Below are 16,272 nucleotides of genomic sequence, written 5' to 3'. Positions count from 1 at the left end.
ACCGCCGGTTTTCGGACAGCCGGGGGTCGGCGCCGTGCCCGCGCGCGCGACGGGAAATCCCCCGTGTGCGACCGGGGCGAGCCGCTCAAACTCTCGAACTTTGTCCGATTCGTCGTCAGAATCTCGAGGCCGGAACACGCCTGACGCGGACATGCCCCTTTGCGTAGCCTTGACCCCCGGCGGCCCCCTCGACCGCCGTCCCCCACAACTCCCCAGGAGCGCAGATGCGTCGTTCCGTTCGCGTCCCCTCGCGTACCGCCGGCAGGATCCTCGGCGCCGCAGCGCTGGTCGCAGGCGTCGGCCTCGCTCAGTTCGCCGCCCCTTCCACGACCACCACCGCGCAGGCCGCGGCCTCCACCGAGTGCGCCGGGGCGGCGACCAACGACGACGCCGCGGCCCGCAAGCCCGCCGGCAACACCGTCGGCCACGACCCCAACGCCGTCACCGACGCGCAGGTCAAGACGATGGAGGCGGACCTCAACGCCCGCGTCGCCGAGCTGGCTGCCTCCGGCCAGGGCGGCGCCCTGCTCGCCCCGGGCGTGACGGCGGCCACCACCATCCCGGTGTACATGCACGTCGTCCACTCCGGGACCACCGGCAAGCTGTCGGCCACCACCATCGCCAAGCAGATCGACGTCCTCAACGCGGCCTACAGCGGCCAGGGCGCGGGCAACACCCCCAGCCAGTTCCAGTTCCAGCTGGTCTCCACCGACTACACCGACAACGCGACCTGGTACAACGGCGTCGCACCTGGCTCCACCGCCGAGAGTGCGATGAAGAACGCGCTGCGCAAGGGCGGCGCAGGCGCCCTCAACCTGTACAGCGCCAGCCTCGGACAGTCACTGCTCGGCTGGGCGACGTTCCCGAGCAGCTACAAGTCCAGCCCGAAGGACGACGGCGTGGTCATCCTCGACACCTCGTTCCCCGGCGGCTCGGCCACCAACTACAACGAGGGCGACACCGCCACCCACGAGGTCGGCCACTGGCTCGGCCTCTACCACACCTTCCAGGGCGGCTGCGGCGGCCAGGGCGACTACGTCGCCGACACCCCGGCCGAGAAGAGCGCCGCCTTCCAGTGCCCGACCGGCCGGGACACCTGCACCGCCACCGGCGTCGACCCGATCCACAACTTCATGGACTACACCTACGACTCCTGCATGACGCAGTTCACCCCCGGCCAGGTCGCCCGCATGGCCAGCTCCTGGGCCGCCTACCGGATCTGACACCCACCGCCCCGACACCGGCGGGTGCGTGGCGACACCGCCGCGCACCCGCCGGCACGCATGTTCCCGGATACACCCACAGCGTTCTTCGCCGCCGGGCGCGTCGGCCTCCTCGGGGCGATCAACTCCCTTGTCCCACTGTCTCGTTGGCCCTCTGGTGGAACCGGCCCGGGCCGGGCACCATGGGGGCCGGTGGACGGAGTGGATCGCAGGGGGACTGCAATGCTCCAGTACTTGAGCGTGTCGGCGTCCGAACCGAACTGGCTGATCTCCGCGGCGGTCGGAGCCGTTCTCGGCGCCCTGGTGGTACCCGCGGCGAACCTCGCGCTGTACCCGGCCCGCAGGCTGCAGGCCCATCCGATGGCCGGCCATTGGTATTCCTACCATTTCAGCTACCTCTCGGGGCAGCCGGTGCTGCGCTACGGGACGATCGTCATCCGGACGGGCATCAGGACCCGGCACGTGATCGAGCGGCACAGTTCGGCGAGTCCGATCGGCCCCGATCTCGCACTGACCCCGCCGGTGCTCAGCTATCGCGGCGGGTCTCTGATCGACGAAGCGGATCATATTGTCATGACCTTTTCCGGGAAAACCCATCGCGAAACCCTGGTGTACAGGTTTCTCAGTCGCATCCCGTCGAACGCGAGTGTCATCCCCGGCGTCTGGATGGCTTACGACCATGATTTGAACCCCGCTGCGGGCGCGGCTATCATCAGCCGCGAACCGTTGGCCGACTCGGACATCAGACGCCTTCTCGAATCCTGGGTGGTCAGCGAGGGATTCGCCCTGCACCTCCGGAAATCCCCCCGCTGAGAGTTCCACCCGCAGCAGCTCGGCCCGCTACCCGACATTCATGAAATCCCTGAAATTCATGCAATGTCCGGTCCCGACCGGTTCGGAGAATTCCGACACACGAGTGTGGAGCTGTCGAATATGACCAATTCGGTGGATGCGGACGTGATCGTCGTCGGACTCGGCGCGATGGGCAGCCAGGCCCTCTGGCAGCTCGCCCGGCGCGGGGTCGGGGCCATCGGCATCGAGCAGTTCACGCCGGGACACGACCGGGGTGCCAGCCACGGCGAGTCCCGCATCATCCGCACCGCCTACGCCGAGGGCACCGCGTACGTCCCGCTGGTGAAGCGGGCCTGGAAGCTCTGGCAGGAACTCGAGCAGACGTCCGGCCGGAGCCTGCTCGACCGGACAGGCGGCCTGATGATCGGACCGGCCGACTCCTCGGTGATCGCCGGGCCGCTGGCCTCGGCCAAGGCGCACGATCTCAAGTACGACCTGCTGTCCGCCGACGACCTGCGGCGGGACTTCCCGCAGTACCTGGTCACCGACGATCTTCGGGGCTTCTACGAGGAGGAAGCCGGGGTGCTGCGACCCGAACTCGCGGTCACGGCGGCCGTGGACGCGGCCGTGGCGAGCGGGGCCGAGGTGTTCGACGGGACGGCCGTCCGGGAGATCGTCCCCGACCCGAGCCGCCCGCGGGTGGTGGTCGACGACCACGAACTGACGGCGCGCCACGTGGTGGTGGCGGCGGGCGGCTGGCTGCGGCAGCTGCTGCCGAGCACCGCGGGACTGATCACCGTCGAACGCAGGGTGATGGGCTGGTTCCGCGCCCAGGACCCCGCGGCATTCGCCCCCGCCCGGTTCCCGGTCTTCGTCCGCTGCGACTCCAGCGGCGACCACAACTGCTACGGCTTCCCGTCCACCGACGGCGCCACCGTCAAGGTCGGCCTGCACACCTGGCCCGGCATCTACGAGCCGACCGACCCCGCTGCCGGCCACCGCCCGCCCGACCAGCAGGACGCCGAGCGCTTCGCGGACGCGATCCGCGGCACCCTGCTCGACGTGGACCCGTACCCGGTCCGGATGACCTCCTGCATGTACTCCCTCACCCCGGACCATCACTTCCTGCTCGGCCCCCGCCGCGAACTGCCCGGCCTCACCCTGCTGGGCGGGTTCTCCGGACACGGCTTCAAGTTCGCCACCGTGATCGGCGAGATCGCCGCCGACTTCGCCTGCGACGGCTCCACCCGGCTGCCCGTCGCCCAGTTCGACCCGCACCGCTTCGCCTGACACCGACCCGAGCGCCGCACCGAGAGGGGCCGCCGTCCGTGTTCTCCGACGCCGAGTACAGCGAGCACGTGGCGGCCGCCTACGACGACGGGCAGCACCTGCCGCCGCACACCATGCGGAAGTGGGTCGACCTGTTCGTCCGGCACGCCGGCCACCCCGGCCCCCGGACGGTGCTCGACCTCGGCTGCGGAACGGGCCGGTTCACCCCACTGCTCGCCGAGGCGTTCGACGCCCTGGTGGTCGGCGTCGAACCGTCCGAACCGATGCTGACCGTCGCCCGGGCCGGCCGCTCCCACCCCCGCGTCGACTATCGCGGAGGAAACGCCGAGAGCATTCCACTGCCTGACGCCTCCTGCGACCTGACGCTGATATTCCAGGTCGTCCAGCATTTCTCCGACCCCGCCCGGGCCGCCGCCGAGACCGCCCGCGTCACCCGGCCGGGCGGGCGCGTCCTGATCCACGGGTTCTTCGCCGGACGGGGATACCGGCGGGCCCACTCCGCGTACTTCCCGAGCGCCCACGGAATCGAGGAATCCCGCCTGCCCGGGATGGCGGAGACCATCGGCCATTTCACCGCCGCGGGCCTCCGACCCGGCGGAACCCACCGTTGGGCAATGGACCTCGCCACCAGTCGAAAAGCCTATTACGAACGGCTGAGCCACCGCGCACTCTCGATATTCCAGTACCTCTCCGAAGCGGAGATCGAATCAGGCCTGAACACCCTGCGCGCCGAGGCCGACTCCGAAACCGTCCCCCGCCCGGTGCCGCAGCCCGCCGAACTCCTGGTCCTGCACAAGCCGCACAGCTGACGAAGCCACCAGTAGCGGTCGATCAGGCCCGGCTGCCGGCCCGCCGTCGTCGACCGCACCGGAGTCCGCGAACTGCGCGACCGACTGGACCGCGCCTTCGCCCGCGCCGCCGGCGGCGACACCCTGCGCCGCTGGATCGACCGATAAATCACTCGATAGCGTGATCGGCTTGGCATTTGTCATGCCATCAGGGCAGGATCTCGACCGGTGCGCGACGACGGCCATTCCTCCCATCGCACAAGCAGAGAGTCCAGGGTCACCATGACAATGCCGCGGCAACGGCGCGCGCGACGTATCGGCCCGGTCGATCAAGTGTTCCTGGACCTGTCCCCCGCCCTGATCGGCGGATTCATCCTGGAATTCACCGGCAGCCTTCCGGACACGGCCGCTCTGCGTGAGCAAATCCACGAGCGGGCATCGAAACTCCCCACCCTCGCCCTCACCTGCCCGGCTTCGGCGAAATCGAAATGGTGGCGCACCGCAACTCCGGCTGAATCGATCACCTTTTCCGTCCGCCCGGACATCTCCGACGAGGACGCCCTTCGGGTCGCGGTCACCGAACTCTTCGACCGCCCGTTCCCGTCCGCACCGGCCCCGCAGTGGGACATGCACTTCTTTTCTGGATACAGCCTTTCTGGATACAGCACGCACCGGTTCACGGTGATCTATCGCGCGAATCACGCCCTCCAGGACGGGGTCGGCATCGTCCAGCACCTCCAGGCCCTGCTGGGCGATCCGCACGGCGAACCCGTGGGGCTCCGTCCCCGACGCCGGGCGACCGCCCGCGCGGTGATCAACACCGCCAGGGACGTCAGCGCCACCCGGGAGAGCCCGAGGACGGAAGCGGTCGAGGGCTCCCCGGCCCCGCTGCAGTGGCACTTCAGGGACATCGAACGGCCACTCCTCGCGGCCGCCGCGAGGAGCCGGGGCGTCACGGAGAACGACCTGTGCCTCGCCACCCTCGCCCGCGCCGTACGGGCCGTCGGCCTGCGCCATACGACGCTGCTCGTCCCGATGTCGATCCGGCGCCCTTCCGAGCGGTACACGCCCGGCAATTTCACGGCCGGATATCTCCTCAGAATTCCGCCCGAAACTCCGCTCTCGCCACATGACGCACTCCGGAGCATCCGCGAACAGACGAGCAACGCCCGCCGCACGAACGAACGGGACACCCGACGCGCCGTTCTCTCCCTCCTGCCGAATGCACTCGCCAGGAGAGCGGCCCGGCCGGTCATCGTGAACATCGGGCTGACCGCGAGTTCCGTCTCCCTCCCGCACCTGGAAATCGGAGGCGCCCGCCTGACCGGCGCTTCCGTCGCACACTCCGCTCCTTCCTCGCTCGCGCTCGACGCCTACGTGTCGTTCACCACGACCGGAACAGCCGTCCGATGCTCGGTCTTCCATCGGAAGAAGCTGCCGGGCGAGCTCCTGGTCGAGACATTCCGCAACCTCTTCCTCGAAATGCATCAGCACGAACCGAGTCCCGAATTACGCCTCGGCACGTGACGGCGCGAAGCCGTGACAACGAACGAAAACGAAAGAAGTGGAGCACCCTTCATGCGACCCGTCGCCCTGGTCACCGGGATCTCAGGAGTCCTCGGCTCGGCCGTCATTCCGGCCATGGCCCAGTCGTTCGACATCGTGGCCCTGACCGGACGCCGCCCGGTCGACCTGCCGTGCCGGCAGGTCGGCATCGACCTTCGGGCTCCACAGCTGGGTCTGGACACCCCCGCCTTCAAGGAACTCGCCCAACAGGCCGACGTGATCGTCCACTTGGCCGGCAACGTCCGCTACACGGCGTCCGCCGACGACCTGCACGCGGTCAACGAGGGCGGCGCGGCGGAGATGGTCGCACTCGCCGAGACGGCCGGCAGCCCGCTGCTCTACGCCTCGACGGCCTTCGCCGGGCGTCACACGCAGGCCGCCAGGGAGGACACGGTCGGCGCGGTGTGCTCCTCACGGCCGTCCGCCTACCACCGGTCGAAGGCCGCCGCCGACGACCGGATCCGGTCCTGCACGCAGCCCTGGTCGATCATCCGCCCCTCGATCATCATGGGCGACTCCCTGGACGGGGCGATGCCCGAGCTGCAGAACATGCACCGGATCATGATGTTCATCGCCTCCGGACTGCCCGCGGTCTTCGGCCGGCCCGAACAGCGGGTGGACATGGTCCCGCGCGACCACGTGGCGGCAGCCGTCAACGCACTGGCCCGCCTGGCCGTGGAAGGGTCGCCGCTCCCCCGCGAGTACTGGGCCACGGCCGGCCCGTCCGCCCTCACCGTCGCCGAGTGGATCGACGCCCTCGGCGCCACGATGACCGCCGCCGGCCTGCCGTTCCAACGCCCCGCCCTCCTGGACCCGTTCACCACCGAGCTGACGGCCTACCCGCAATGGGAGACCACCCGCCGGTCCGTGCGCCGGGCGCTCGGCAACCTCTACGTCAGCGCGCTCGCACTCGGCGACGGCGAGAGCTTCCCGGCCTCCACACTGCCCGCGAGCCACCGGGTACCGGAGATCGACAAGGCGGCCGCCCGCTCCCTCTTCGCGAACGACATGGCGTGGCTGCTCCAGAAGCACGTCGTCCCCGGCCCCCGGAAGCACGCCGCCAGCCCGAACCCGGTGGCATAGGCACGGTCAAAACCGCCGGACGACCGGCGGGACCGTACAAGGCAGCGCCCACCCCGGCCCGCGACTCCCACGGGGCGGACACACCATCACCCCCCGGCCACCCGCCGTCAGTTCGCGGCGAGTTGCGCGGCCAGCGCGGAGCTGAGCCAGGTGTTCGCGGCGCCGAGAGTGGGGCCCGGGGTCAGTTCGCCCGCGAGTGCCCAGTAGCGGCGCATGGCGGGGTGGTCGCCCACCGCCAGGTGACGGCCGAGTTCGCGGCGGTAGTCGAGGGTGTCGCGGCGGTCGTTCGCCCGGGCGTGGGCGGTGACGAAGCAGTCCAGGGCCTCGCCCGGGGCGGGGCCGCGACCGGCGAGCAGGGCGGGTGCGGCAAGGTCGTAGGCCTCGCGCAGGCCGTCGTAGAGCATGTCCGGCCGTGGCGGCGAGGGCCGGTGTTCCGCGAGGCACGCGTCGTTCATGGCCGCGGTCAGTTCGTGCAGCCGGGCGAAGGCCAGCACGTGTGCCGGCGAGGGTTGCTCCGGCAGCGGCGGCACCGCCGCCTCCACGATGGCGGCCACCAGCCGGGCGGGGAGCCGCACCGGCAGCAGCCCGCGCCAGTAGCGGGCCAGGGTCTCCGTGCTGGGAGGTGTGCCGAGCGCGCCGACCAGACGCAGGAGTTCGGCGCGCTCCGCGGCCGCGGCCTCGTGCAGCAGCCGCAGTGCCGCCTCCCGCCAGCGCAGCGCGGCAAGTTCGGCACCGAGGCTGTCCAACTGCCTGGCCACGACGGCCTCGAGGCCATCGTCGAAGCCGTCCCCGTCCCCGTCCTCGCCCGTCTCCTTCTCGACCACACGGGCGATCTCCGGCAGCGGCACGTCCAGCGCGCGCAGCGAGCGGATCAGCCGCAGCCGCTCCAGCGCCTGCGGGACGTAACGGCGGTGTCCGCCGCCGCTGCGGCCGGCCTCGGGGAGCAGGCCCTGTTCCGAGTAGAAACGCACTGCCTTCACGCTCACCCGGGCGCGCTCGGCGAGCTCACCGATGGTCAACAGATCGTGCGGCAGCACCACTTGAACCTCCCGTTAGGGGAGTTCCTACCGTACCCGCATGCGAAGCGATCATGAGATTCGGACCGCGTTCATCCTGGCCTCCGGCCCGTTCACGGGCGGGCCGCTGTGGGACCGGGTGGGCGAGAAACTGCGCGAGGCGGGCGCCGAGGTGCACGCCGCGACACTGACCGGCACGGGCGGCGGCACGGCGCCCGCAGGCGGAACGAGCCTGGAGACCCACATCGCCGACGTGGTGCGGCTGATCGACGGGGTCACCGCACCGAAGGTGGTGCTCGTCGGCCACGACTACGCCATCCACCCGGTGCTCGGCGCGGCACAGCACCGCGTGGAGCGGGTCACCCGGATCGTCTACCTGGACTCCGGGCTGCCGCAGGACGGCGACCTTCCCCTCGCCCTGGTGCCCGACACCGACGTGCAGGCGCTGCTGCGCGAGCAGCCGGACGCGACCGTACCCGCGCCCGCGCCCGACCAGTGGCAGAGGTGGGGCAACACGACCGGCCTGTCGCCGGCCGACCTGGAGCGGCTGTCCTCGCTCGCCGCCCCGCAGCCGGGCCGGACGCTGACCGAGCCGCTGCGGCTGACCGGCGCGCTGAAAGACGTGCCGACCAGCGGCATCCTGTGCACGGCGAGCGGGTTCACCATCGAGGCCGTGCAGCAACTGGTGACGTCGGGCATGCCGCAGTTCCAGTCCCTCGCCGAGCCGGGCGTGGGCTTCTTCGAACTGGCGACGGGCCACTGGCCGATGCTCTCCCGCCCCGACGAGCTGGCCACGACCCTGCTGCGCGCCGCCGCCGGGGAGGGCCACCGGCTCACCCCGGCGAACATCACGCCGTTCCACGAGCGTCCGTTCCTGCTCGACGCACCGGTGGCGGCACGGGAACGCACCGGGCGTCTGGACCTCCACCTGCCCGGCCCGGCCGACGACGACGGCCCCCGCCCGGCGATCCTCTTCGTGCACGGCGGCCCGCTACCGCGCGACATGGTGCCCGAGCCCCGCGACTGGCCGCTCTACGTCGGCTACGCCCGGCTCGCGGCGAGCCAGGGCGTGATCGGCGCGGTCGTCGCCCACCGGCTCCACGCGACGTCCGACTACCCGACAGCCGCGGCGGACATCGCCGAGGCACTGCGGGTACTGCGAGCGGATCCGCGCGTCGACGCGGACCGGATCGCCCTGTGGACCTTCTCCGGCGGAGGCCTGCTGATGTCCGACCACCTGGCCGCTCCCCCGCCCTGGCTGCGCTGCGTCGCCGCCACCTACCCGGTCCTGGCCCCACTGACCGGCTGGATCGGCGTCGACCCGCGCTTCGCCCCTGCCGCAGTGCTGCCGAAGGCAGGCCGACTGCCGATCGTGCTGACCCGGGTGGGGCTCGAGGCACCGGAGATCGCCGCGACAGTCACCGCGTTCCTGGCAGCCGCCGACGAGTGCGGCGCGGCACTGGAACTCGTGGACGTACCGCACGCAATGCACGGCTTCGACGTGCACGACCCCACGGACGAGACCCGGGAGGCCGTACGGCACGCACTGTCCGCCGTCCTCACACACCTCCGCGCCTGACCGAACGCCCGCGTTGAGCGGTGTGGGCGGGAACGGGGGATCCGTGTCCGACTTCCACATCCGCACGGCAGGCCTGCACATCCGCATGGCAGGCCTGCCGGTCAGGTCAGGTCATGTCGCGGCGCGAGACGAGTAGCGCGGAGAGGCCGAGGAACACCACCACGTACGCCGCCAGCACGATGCTCGCGGTCAGCGGTCCGGCAACCGAGACGACCCCGGGGATCGACGTGTTGGGCTTGCCCGACGGGTCGAGGGCGGTGGCGAGGGAGCCCGCGCACGGGCCGATCAGCAGCTTCTGGACGCCTTTCAGTGCGGACAGGATGCCGGCCAGTCCGGACACCAGGTTCTCGACCGCCAGCAGCCAGAGCAGGCCCACTCCGATGGCGGCCCCGGTGCCGCGCAGCAGAACGGCCAGGAAGATGCCCAGGCTCGTCGCGGCCATGCTGATCAGCCAGATGGCGCCGATTCCGGCCAGCAGCGTCGCCGTGTCCGGCCAGTGCGCGGGCCGGCCGGTGAGCGCCGCGATGAGCGCGCTCGCTCCCGCGCCGACCACCACCACCAGCACCGAGATGCACAGTGACGCCGCTGCCGCGGCCCCGGCCTTCCCGAGCACCACCGAGGTGCGGCTGGGCCCTTGGACCAGAAGCGTGCCCCAGGTCCCCCATCGGTGCTCGCCGCCGACGAGGACGGCGCCGAGGATCAGCATCAGCGCACTGCCGAACATGGGGTACAGGCTGACGGTGCCGGACAGGAACTTGTCCGGCAGCAGACCGTTGATCAGCTCCTCGGGATCACCGGACGATCCGACCGGCTTGTTCCTGATGGCCAGCCAGATGATGTACGGGACCGCCATCCCGAAGGCCACCGACAGCGCGACCCACGCCCCGCCGATGATCCAGGCGCCGGGGCGCTTGCGCGTCGACAGCAGCTCTGCTCGAAGGACACCGTTCATCGGTTGGCCGCCTCCACGGGTGCCGGTTCAGTGGGCCGGTGTTCTTCGACCAGGTCGAAGAACACGTCTTCCAGCGAGAGGACCCGTTTGCGGAGTTCGCTGACCTCCAGTCCGTTCACCACGAGCAGCCGGTTGATCGCGGCGGCCTCACCGGGGTCGACAGCCACCTGCAGTTCCCCGTCGACGACCGTCACCGAGCGGACGGCCGGCAACTCGCGTACCAGCTCGGCGGCGCGCTCGGGCGCGTTCACGGCGACCGTCAGCCCGCCTTCGCCGACGCCCTGGCGGAGTTCCGCCACCGTGCCGTCGGCGATCAGCCGGCCCCGGCGGATCACACCCACCCGGTCGCACACGTGCTCCACCTCGCCCAGCATGTGGCTGGACAGGAGTACCGTGCGGTTGTCGCGGCGCAGCCCGGTGATCAACTCCCGCATGCTCGCCATGCCTTCGGGGTCGAGACCGTTGGTCGGCTCGTCGAGGATGAGCAGCGCGGGGTCCTTCAGCAGTGCGGCGGCCACCCCGAGTCGTTGTTTCATGCCGAGCGAGTACGTGCGGAAGGCGGCGTCCGCCTTGGCGGCCATCCCGACCTCCTCGAGGACTTCCCCGATGCGGGTGGCGGGTACGGACGTGTATCCGGCGAGGATGCGCAGGTTGTCCCGGCCCGACAGGTGCGGGTACAGGGCCGGGGCCTCGATCAGTGCCCCCACCCCGCGCAGGCTGCGCGGGGTCCCGGCCGGGTGGCCCAGCACCGTGGCGGTTCCCGAGGTCGGCCGGATCAGCCCCACCAGCATGCGCATGGCGGTGCTCTTTCCTGCCCCGTTGGGGCCGAGGAATCCGTAGACCTCCCCGCGGTGGATGCGCAGGTCGAGGTCGAACACGCCGGTGTCCGGGCCGTACTGTTTGGTCAGTCCGCTGGTACGGATCGCGTAGTCGTCGCTGTCACTCACCGGTGGTCCGCCGTTCGCTCGAGCTGCCGCGGGCGACGGCTGAAAGGACACCGGCGGCCACCGCGGTCTCCGCGGCGAGAATCACCACTGCCCACGTCGGCCCTACCCAGTGCTGAAGGCTGCTGAACCACACCGACATCATCGCGCCGTACGCCGAGAGGAGAAGGAGGAGGGAGACGCTCCCGTAGAGGGCGTAGGTGCGGATGTCGCGGGGCGGGTAGGCGCTGAGGCTTTCCCGGGCGGCCGGGTCGCGCCAGCGCAGTCGCAGCCGCCAGAACCGGAAGGACTCGCGGCGCAGATCGGCGATGTTCAGCGCGTGGGTGAGCATCACGTAACCATCCGATCGTAGAACTGGCAGCAGGCTGATCGCCGTGGCACCACTGCCGAAGAGCAACAGACCGGCGGCGAGCGGCCGGCCGAACATGCCGTCACCGGCCAGCCACCACCAGGCCGCCACCGGCACCAGCGCCAACCAGCTGACGAAGATGCCGGCGAACGCGGTGCCCACCCGGGCCCTGCGCCGCTGGAACAGCACGATGTCGTCCGTGCGACAGTAGGGGACCAGCATGGGAAACCGCCAGCTGACTCCGATCTCCGTTACCCTGCCGCCGAAGTGACGACACGTCACGCCGTGGGCGAACTCGTGCAGCACGGTGATTCCCCACACCACGAGCGCCGAGAGCGGCAGGGTGATCATCGGGTGCTTCTGATGCGTCGCCTCGTGGGCCAGGGCGCCGACATGTGTCCAGACGAACAGCTGGACGGCGGCCAGCAGGACGAACGCCGGGACCAGGAACGCCGTGCGGAAGGCGAAGGACAGGCGGCTCGCCAAGGTGGCGCACAGCTGATCGGGGCGCAGGATCACCCAGCGCCGGCGCAGCCAGCCCTGCCGCGCCGACTGTTTCGCCTCGTGGGCCTGCTTCAGCCTGTCCAGCGCCGCGTCGTCGGCGTACCCGTCGAGCAGTTGGTAGCGGCCGAGCATGGTGAAGATCTGCTGCCAGTGCTCGGGGCCCAGTCTGCGGTCGAAGGTGTCGACGTAACTGCGCCCGATGTCCTCGATCGTGTGCTGTCCGTCCATCAGTCCCATGACGAAGTACTCGCGGGAACCGACCCGGTAGTAGCAGCCGGTGCGCGCGTCCTTGACGTGGTGAACGGTCCTGGGGCCGGAGCGCATGCCCGGGCCGAGTGCCACCTCCGGCCGGAGCCGGGGCCGGTCGTGGGCGGTGCCGGTCACCGCTGCGCCTCCTGCGGAGCCGTGTCGGACAGTGCCTTGCACAGGATGTACGACAGGTAGATCTCGTCGAGGATGCTCACCCCGAGCCGGTTGTTGGTCATGTGGACGTAGGAGCTGAGCACGATGGCCAGTGCGACCTGCGGGTCCTGCACGGGTCCGTCGCGGAAGGTCAGGGACCCCGCGTCGGTCATTTCCAGTACCTTGTCACGGAGTTCGCCGCAGTGCGCGAGCCACGACCGCTCCAGCGGGGTGGGTGCTGCCGAGGAGACGTCCCTGGCGCTGTCCCGCACGTGCTCCAGCCGGGCCACCAGCCGGTCCTTCATCCGCTCGTAGCTGCGGTCGAAGCGCTTGTGCTGGTCGTCGCTGGGTTCCTGGTACGAGGCCTCCCACATCATGCGGTAGTTGACCAGGAAGCGGGCCACCGCCTCCTCGTCGCGCAGGAACGCGAAGCACAGTCCCGCGGTCAACTGCGCGGCCTGGCCCAGCAGTACGGTGCGCACGTGCACGTTGGTGGTCTCCAGCAGGGTCATCACCGTCTCGCTGGATTCCTGGAAGTGCCACTCCGCGAGTTCCATTCCGGCCGGGCCCCCGTACCGGTCCAGCTCCCGTTCGTAGGGGATGCGGGCGACGCTGTTGTTGTCCCGGAACGGCATCGTGCCCTCGGCGCCGTACAGCTCGTTCCAGCGCTCCTCGCTGTATTCGGCCAGGAACATGTTCTTGTACAGGTCACCGCTGGCGTTGCGGTCCTCCTCGTACAGGGCGGGGCGCTCGCGCAGGTACGACTCGAGTGCGGTTCGCGCGGCCTCGGCGACTTTCGCGGTCGCCGAGGCCTCGGCCGGCAGCAGGCGCAGCCGGATGTGCGGGCCCTCCAGCCAGTAGCGGATGAAGAACCACGAGCGCAGCAGACCCTGTTCGCGCAGGCTCTCCACCAGCGGCCGCACGCAGTTGACCAGCACCGGGTTGGCGTTGGCGGCGTAGAAGACGTGGAGGCTGATCCAACCGTCGCCGTCCGGTTCCGCCTCAATGTGCCCGCCGTCGTTCGCGTCCTGATCGGCGCCCATCACCGCTCCGCATCCGTTGCTTTGATTCCGTTGAGTTCGACCGTGAGTTCGGTGACGTACCGGTGCCGGTCGTCACGCAGCCACAGCTGGTCGGGGCCGGGCAGCATTTCGGTGAGTGTCACCGCCGAGTCGCTCTTGCGGACCGCGGCCTCGAACAGCCGGAGGCACGTGTACGAGTCGAAGTCCACGTACTGCGGCTTGCGTTCGCCGCCGAGACCGGCGAACACGTGGCGGGGCAGCCCGGCCGCCCGCTGCCATTCCCGCCAGGCGAGGAACCACTCGTGGTCCGGTTGGCCGGCTGTCGCGGGCGGGAGCTGGTCGGCGGCGAACCGCCAGGACTTGCGTTGCAGCACCACGTTTCCGAGCCGCACGCGCGGAGTCGCGCCGTTGTCGCGCTCCAGGATGCCGGTGCCCTCCCACAGGTCGAGTTGGACCATGGTGGTGGAGGAGAAGTTGAGCAGGACCTGCTGCACCTCCGGCAGTGCCATCGGAAGCAGGAAGCCGAGGTAGACGGGAATCACCTCGACGCCCAGTGCGCGGGACCGCAGAAGCAGCCGGTCGGTGGCCGCGTCGTGCTCGACGACCAGGTCCTCCACCGGGATCTGTTCGTGCGGCGGCCGGAAGCTGGTCTCTCCGGGACAGACGATCTCGTAGGGCGTGACGACCGGATGCAGGTTCAGGTTCGTCGTGTCGTAGCCGCCCTTCAGTTCGGCGAACACGGCTCCCTCCGGCACGGCGTCGTCCAGCGACCGGCGCAACGACGTGGTGAGGCCCTCGTCGAAGCAGTGCGCGAACCGCGAGAAGAGCAGGGTGAGTCCGGAGTAGACCCGGTTGACGACCACCAGCGGGTCCTCGGTGCCGTCCTCGGCGATCTGGAGGAAGAAGGACAGCGAGCGCAGGCGCTCGTGCCCGGGCAGCAGCCCCTCCACCGTGGCCAGGAAGTCCTCGTCCAGCTCGACATCGGCTCCGGTGGCGCAGGCGCTCCGGTAGCGGAGGTCCATCTCCCGGGCCACCGCGGCTCGCGCACGGTCGACCGCCGTGATCTCCTCCTGCCGGAACCAGTTGTCGTAGTGACGGAAGTCGGTGCCGTCGAAGCGCTGGTGGCGCATCAGCCGCTTGTTGTAGTTCTCGTAGAAGTCCTGGTTGAACTGGTGGGCGAAGGACAGGAAGTCCTCGCAGCGCCCGCCTTCCCCGTAGCGCGCCCGGAAGAATCCCTTGGTGACGAGTCTGCGTACCAGGTTTCCGTCGAACGCCGGGAGGATCCTGGCGAGTTGCTGGAGCCCGGGGGTGAGTTTCCGGGTCCAGGTGGAGGCGTCACCGGTCACCGCCAGTCCGGGCAGGGTGCTGTCCTCGTAGACCAGGGTGCGGAGCACCGGGGTGTCGCCGCGGCCCGCGAGACGGTGCGCCTGTGCCGCCGACTCCCTTATCCCGGAGAGGAGTTCACGCCTCTCGGGCAGGCCGGCGTCGGCGAACCGCTCGACGTCCGCACCCATCCGCCCGACGAGCACGGCGATGTCGTCGGCCCGGTCCGTTCCCAGCCGCGACAGTCCCTTCCGGTACGTGGCGACCGGGTCCGGGTCGTGGATGTCGATGTCCAGATCCGGCACGACGAGCAGCCCCAGCCTGAGCAGCTGGGCCAGGTACCGCTCCACGTCCTGCTCCGGCCGCTTGCCGTCCATCGCGCACAGCCGTCGTACGGCGTCGCCGAACCGCAGCGTCCTGCCGTCGCGGAACAGCGTGAGGACATCGGTGATGGCCTCCCCGCCCGGCAGGTAGAAGAGACTCTCGTGCACGGCGTCCAGGGTGACCGCGGCGTCCGCGTCGCCGTCGGCACCGCGGAGCTTGCGCAGGTAGCGAACCCGGTCGCGGTGCACCTGTGTTCCGCTGGTGGCTCTCACCGGCAGGTCGCGGCGGACCTCCGGGTTTCCGGTGAGCTGGTCCGACAGTCTGGCGAGCAGGGCGATGTTCAGCCGGGTGCTGCCCTGCTTGCCCCAGCCGCGGACGGAGGCGGTGAGCGGCCTGCCGTCGCTCTCCGCGAAGGCGCCGGCGGACACGGCCGTCAGCGTGCTGAACGGGCTGGTCTTGCACGCGGTGCGCAGCAGGTACTCCAGCAGCGACCGCTCGATGCGCCGTTCCCGCTTGCTGAGCGGTCCGTCGGGACGCCGCAGGAAGTCGTCCAGGTACTCGTCCAGTGACGGGGACGACAACTGGACGCCGTGGCGCAGATCGGTCTCCGTCGCGACGCGGCGCAACTCCTCTCGGACCGCGGCGATTTCGTCGCCGAGGATCCCCGAACCGGTCCGCAGCAATTCGTCATGTCGTTGCCGGTCGGCCGACCACGCGTGCAACTCGTCGAGTTCGTCGGCCGAGAGCAGCGGTTCGGCCGCGGTCAGGCCGCGCGGGGCACGGGCGTTGAAGACGTCCCGACGCAGATTGATCAGTGCCCGTCGCGCCTGGGGATCGTCGAGGTGGTCGGCCACGCGTTCTTGCAGGGAGTCGGCGATCCGGGCCGCGCGCTCGCTCAGCCGGTGCCGCGCGTCGAGGACGCCGTCCCCCCATGCCGCGGCCGCCGGAGTCGCCAGAGCGGCCGCGGTTTCGAAGGGAAGACCACCGACACGCAGCATGAACCTCGGCACCAGGTGCCAGGTCACGTGCTCCGTGCTCCGGTGATCGGGCGGGGTCGCTGCGGACGCCGTGCGGGGCATCGTCGATGGCGGCGCGCTGGATTTCACGGATCAGCC

13 protein-coding genes are annotated in these 16,272 nt (G+C 70.3%); 7 read left to right on the top strand and 6 right to left on the bottom strand.

The window, feature by feature from the left end; all coding sequences use genetic code 11:
- Nucleotides 1-224 precede the first annotated feature (224 nt).
- The 6 genes from ACGFWJ_RS17455 to ACGFWJ_RS17430 all read left to right on the top strand — a co-directional run bounded on the left by ACGFWJ_RS17455 (nucleotide 225) and on the right by ACGFWJ_RS17430 (nucleotide 6,742).
- Nucleotides 225-1,223, top strand: a complete 999-nt coding sequence (locus ACGFWJ_RS17455) for a zinc metalloprotease (RefSeq protein ID WP_392950209.1) — start codon at nucleotides 225-227, stop codon at nucleotides 1,221-1,223.
- A gap of 222 nt (nucleotides 1,224-1,445) precedes the next feature.
- A complete protein-coding gene (locus ACGFWJ_RS17450) occupies nucleotides 1,446-2,036 on the top strand; it encodes a hypothetical protein (protein ID WP_392950206.1) in 591 nt (196 codons plus the stop codon).
- A gap of 120 nt (nucleotides 2,037-2,156) precedes the next feature.
- Nucleotides 2,157-3,305 carry an N-methyl-L-tryptophan oxidase gene (solA, locus tag ACGFWJ_RS17445; protein ID WP_392950203.1) on the top strand — a complete coding sequence of 383 codons (1,149 nt, stop codon included), beginning with the start codon at nucleotides 2,157-2,159 and terminating at the stop codon, nucleotides 3,303-3,305.
- Between the two features lie 38 nt (nucleotides 3,306-3,343).
- Complete coding sequence (locus tag ACGFWJ_RS17440; protein WP_392950200.1) at nucleotides 3,344-4,114, top strand: class I SAM-dependent methyltransferase; 771 nt, start codon at nucleotides 3,344-3,346, stop codon at nucleotides 4,112-4,114.
- Between the two features lie 207 nt (nucleotides 4,115-4,321).
- Complete coding sequence (locus ACGFWJ_RS17435; protein ID WP_392950197.1) at nucleotides 4,322-5,620, top strand: hypothetical protein; 1,299 nt, start codon at nucleotides 4,322-4,324, stop codon at nucleotides 5,618-5,620.
- 51 nt (nucleotides 5,621-5,671) lie between these two features.
- Nucleotides 5,672-6,742, top strand: coding sequence for an SDR family oxidoreductase (locus tag ACGFWJ_RS17430; RefSeq protein WP_392950194.1), 1,071 nt, complete (start codon nucleotides 5,672-5,674; stop codon nucleotides 6,740-6,742).
- A 107-nt stretch (nucleotides 6,743-6,849) separates the two neighbouring features.
- On the opposite strand, the gene ACGFWJ_RS17425 is transcribed toward ACGFWJ_RS17430, so the two are convergent.
- Nucleotides 6,850-7,782: a MerR family transcriptional regulator gene (locus tag ACGFWJ_RS17425; RefSeq protein WP_387636408.1), complete on the bottom strand. Its 933-nt coding sequence runs from the start codon at nucleotides 7,780-7,782 to the stop codon at nucleotides 6,850-6,852.
- Between the two features lie 37 nt (nucleotides 7,783-7,819).
- On the opposite strand from ACGFWJ_RS17425, the gene ACGFWJ_RS17420 reads away from it, so the two are divergent.
- Entirely contained in the window at nucleotides 7,820-9,337 is a 1,518-nt protein-coding gene (locus ACGFWJ_RS17420; protein ID WP_392950191.1) for an alpha/beta hydrolase, read from the top strand.
- A gap of 106 nt (nucleotides 9,338-9,443) precedes the next feature.
- Here ACGFWJ_RS17420 and ACGFWJ_RS17415 read toward each other — a convergent pair whose 3' ends face one another.
- The 5 genes from ACGFWJ_RS17415 to ACGFWJ_RS17395 are packed head-to-tail and all read right to left on the bottom strand — an operon-like array spanning nucleotide 9,444 to nucleotide 16,182.
- On the bottom strand, nucleotides 9,444-10,289 hold the full coding sequence (locus ACGFWJ_RS17415) for an ABC transporter permease (RefSeq protein WP_392950188.1): 846 nt from the start codon (nucleotides 10,287-10,289) through the stop codon (nucleotides 9,444-9,446).
- Nucleotides 10,286-11,236 (bottom strand): ATP-binding cassette domain-containing protein, encoded by a 951-nt coding sequence (locus ACGFWJ_RS17410; protein ID WP_392950185.1) that lies wholly within the window; start codon nucleotides 11,234-11,236, stop codon nucleotides 10,286-10,288. The genes ACGFWJ_RS17415 and ACGFWJ_RS17410 overlap by 4 nt, the downstream gene beginning before the upstream one ends.
- A complete protein-coding gene (locus ACGFWJ_RS17405) occupies nucleotides 11,229-12,470 on the bottom strand; it encodes a hypothetical protein (protein WP_387858831.1) in 1,242 nt (413 codons plus the stop codon). Before ACGFWJ_RS17405 ends, ACGFWJ_RS17410 begins: the two co-directional genes overlap by 8 nt.
- Nucleotides 12,467-13,531 carry a thiopeptide-type bacteriocin biosynthesis protein gene (locus ACGFWJ_RS17400; RefSeq protein ID WP_392950182.1) on the bottom strand — a complete coding sequence of 355 codons (1,065 nt, stop codon included), beginning with the start codon at nucleotides 13,529-13,531 and terminating at the stop codon, nucleotides 12,467-12,469. The genes ACGFWJ_RS17405 and ACGFWJ_RS17400 overlap by 4 nt, the downstream gene beginning before the upstream one ends.
- A complete protein-coding gene (locus ACGFWJ_RS17395; RefSeq protein ID WP_392950179.1) occupies nucleotides 13,531-16,182 on the bottom strand; it encodes a lantibiotic dehydratase in 2,652 nt (883 codons plus the stop codon). The genes ACGFWJ_RS17400 and ACGFWJ_RS17395 overlap by 1 nt, the downstream gene beginning before the upstream one ends.
- Nucleotides 16,183-16,272 lie beyond the last annotated feature (90 nt).

Origin of the sequence: Kitasatospora sp. NPDC048407, assembly GCF_043200475.1 — a bacterium.
Taxonomy (GTDB): Bacteria; Actinomycetota; Actinomycetes; order Streptomycetales; family Streptomycetaceae; genus Kitasatospora.
Note: the sequence above shows the minus strand (reverse complement) of the source record. Positions and strands in the feature narration are given on the sequence as shown.

What these genes read in the sequence shown, in the direction of transcription:
- ACGFWJ_RS17455 (WP_392950209.1), top strand. Translation starts at nt 225, where the DNA reads ATGCGTCGTTCCGTTCGCGTCCCCTCGCGTACCGCCGGCAGGATCCTC.
- ACGFWJ_RS17450 (WP_392950206.1), top strand. Translation starts at nt 1,446, where the DNA reads ATGCTCCAGTACTTGAGCGTGTCGGCGTCCGAACCGAACTGGCTGATC.
- solA (WP_392950203.1), top strand. Translation starts at nt 2,157, where the DNA reads ATGACCAATTCGGTGGATGCGGACGTGATCGTCGTCGGACTCGGCGCG.
- ACGFWJ_RS17430 (WP_392950194.1), top strand. Translation starts at nt 5,672, where the DNA reads ATGCGACCCGTCGCCCTGGTCACCGGGATCTCAGGAGTCCTCGGCTCG.
- ACGFWJ_RS17420 (WP_392950191.1), top strand. Translation starts at nt 7,820, where the DNA reads ATGCGAAGCGATCATGAGATTCGGACCGCGTTCATCCTGGCCTCCGGC.
- ACGFWJ_RS17415 (WP_392950188.1), bottom strand. Translation starts at nt 10,289, where the DNA reads ATGAACGGTGTCCTTCGAGCAGAGCTGCTGTCGACGCGCAAGCGCCCC.
- ACGFWJ_RS17400 (WP_392950182.1), bottom strand. Translation starts at nt 13,531, where the DNA reads ATGGGCGCCGATCAGGACGCGAACGACGGCGGGCACATTGAGGCGGAA.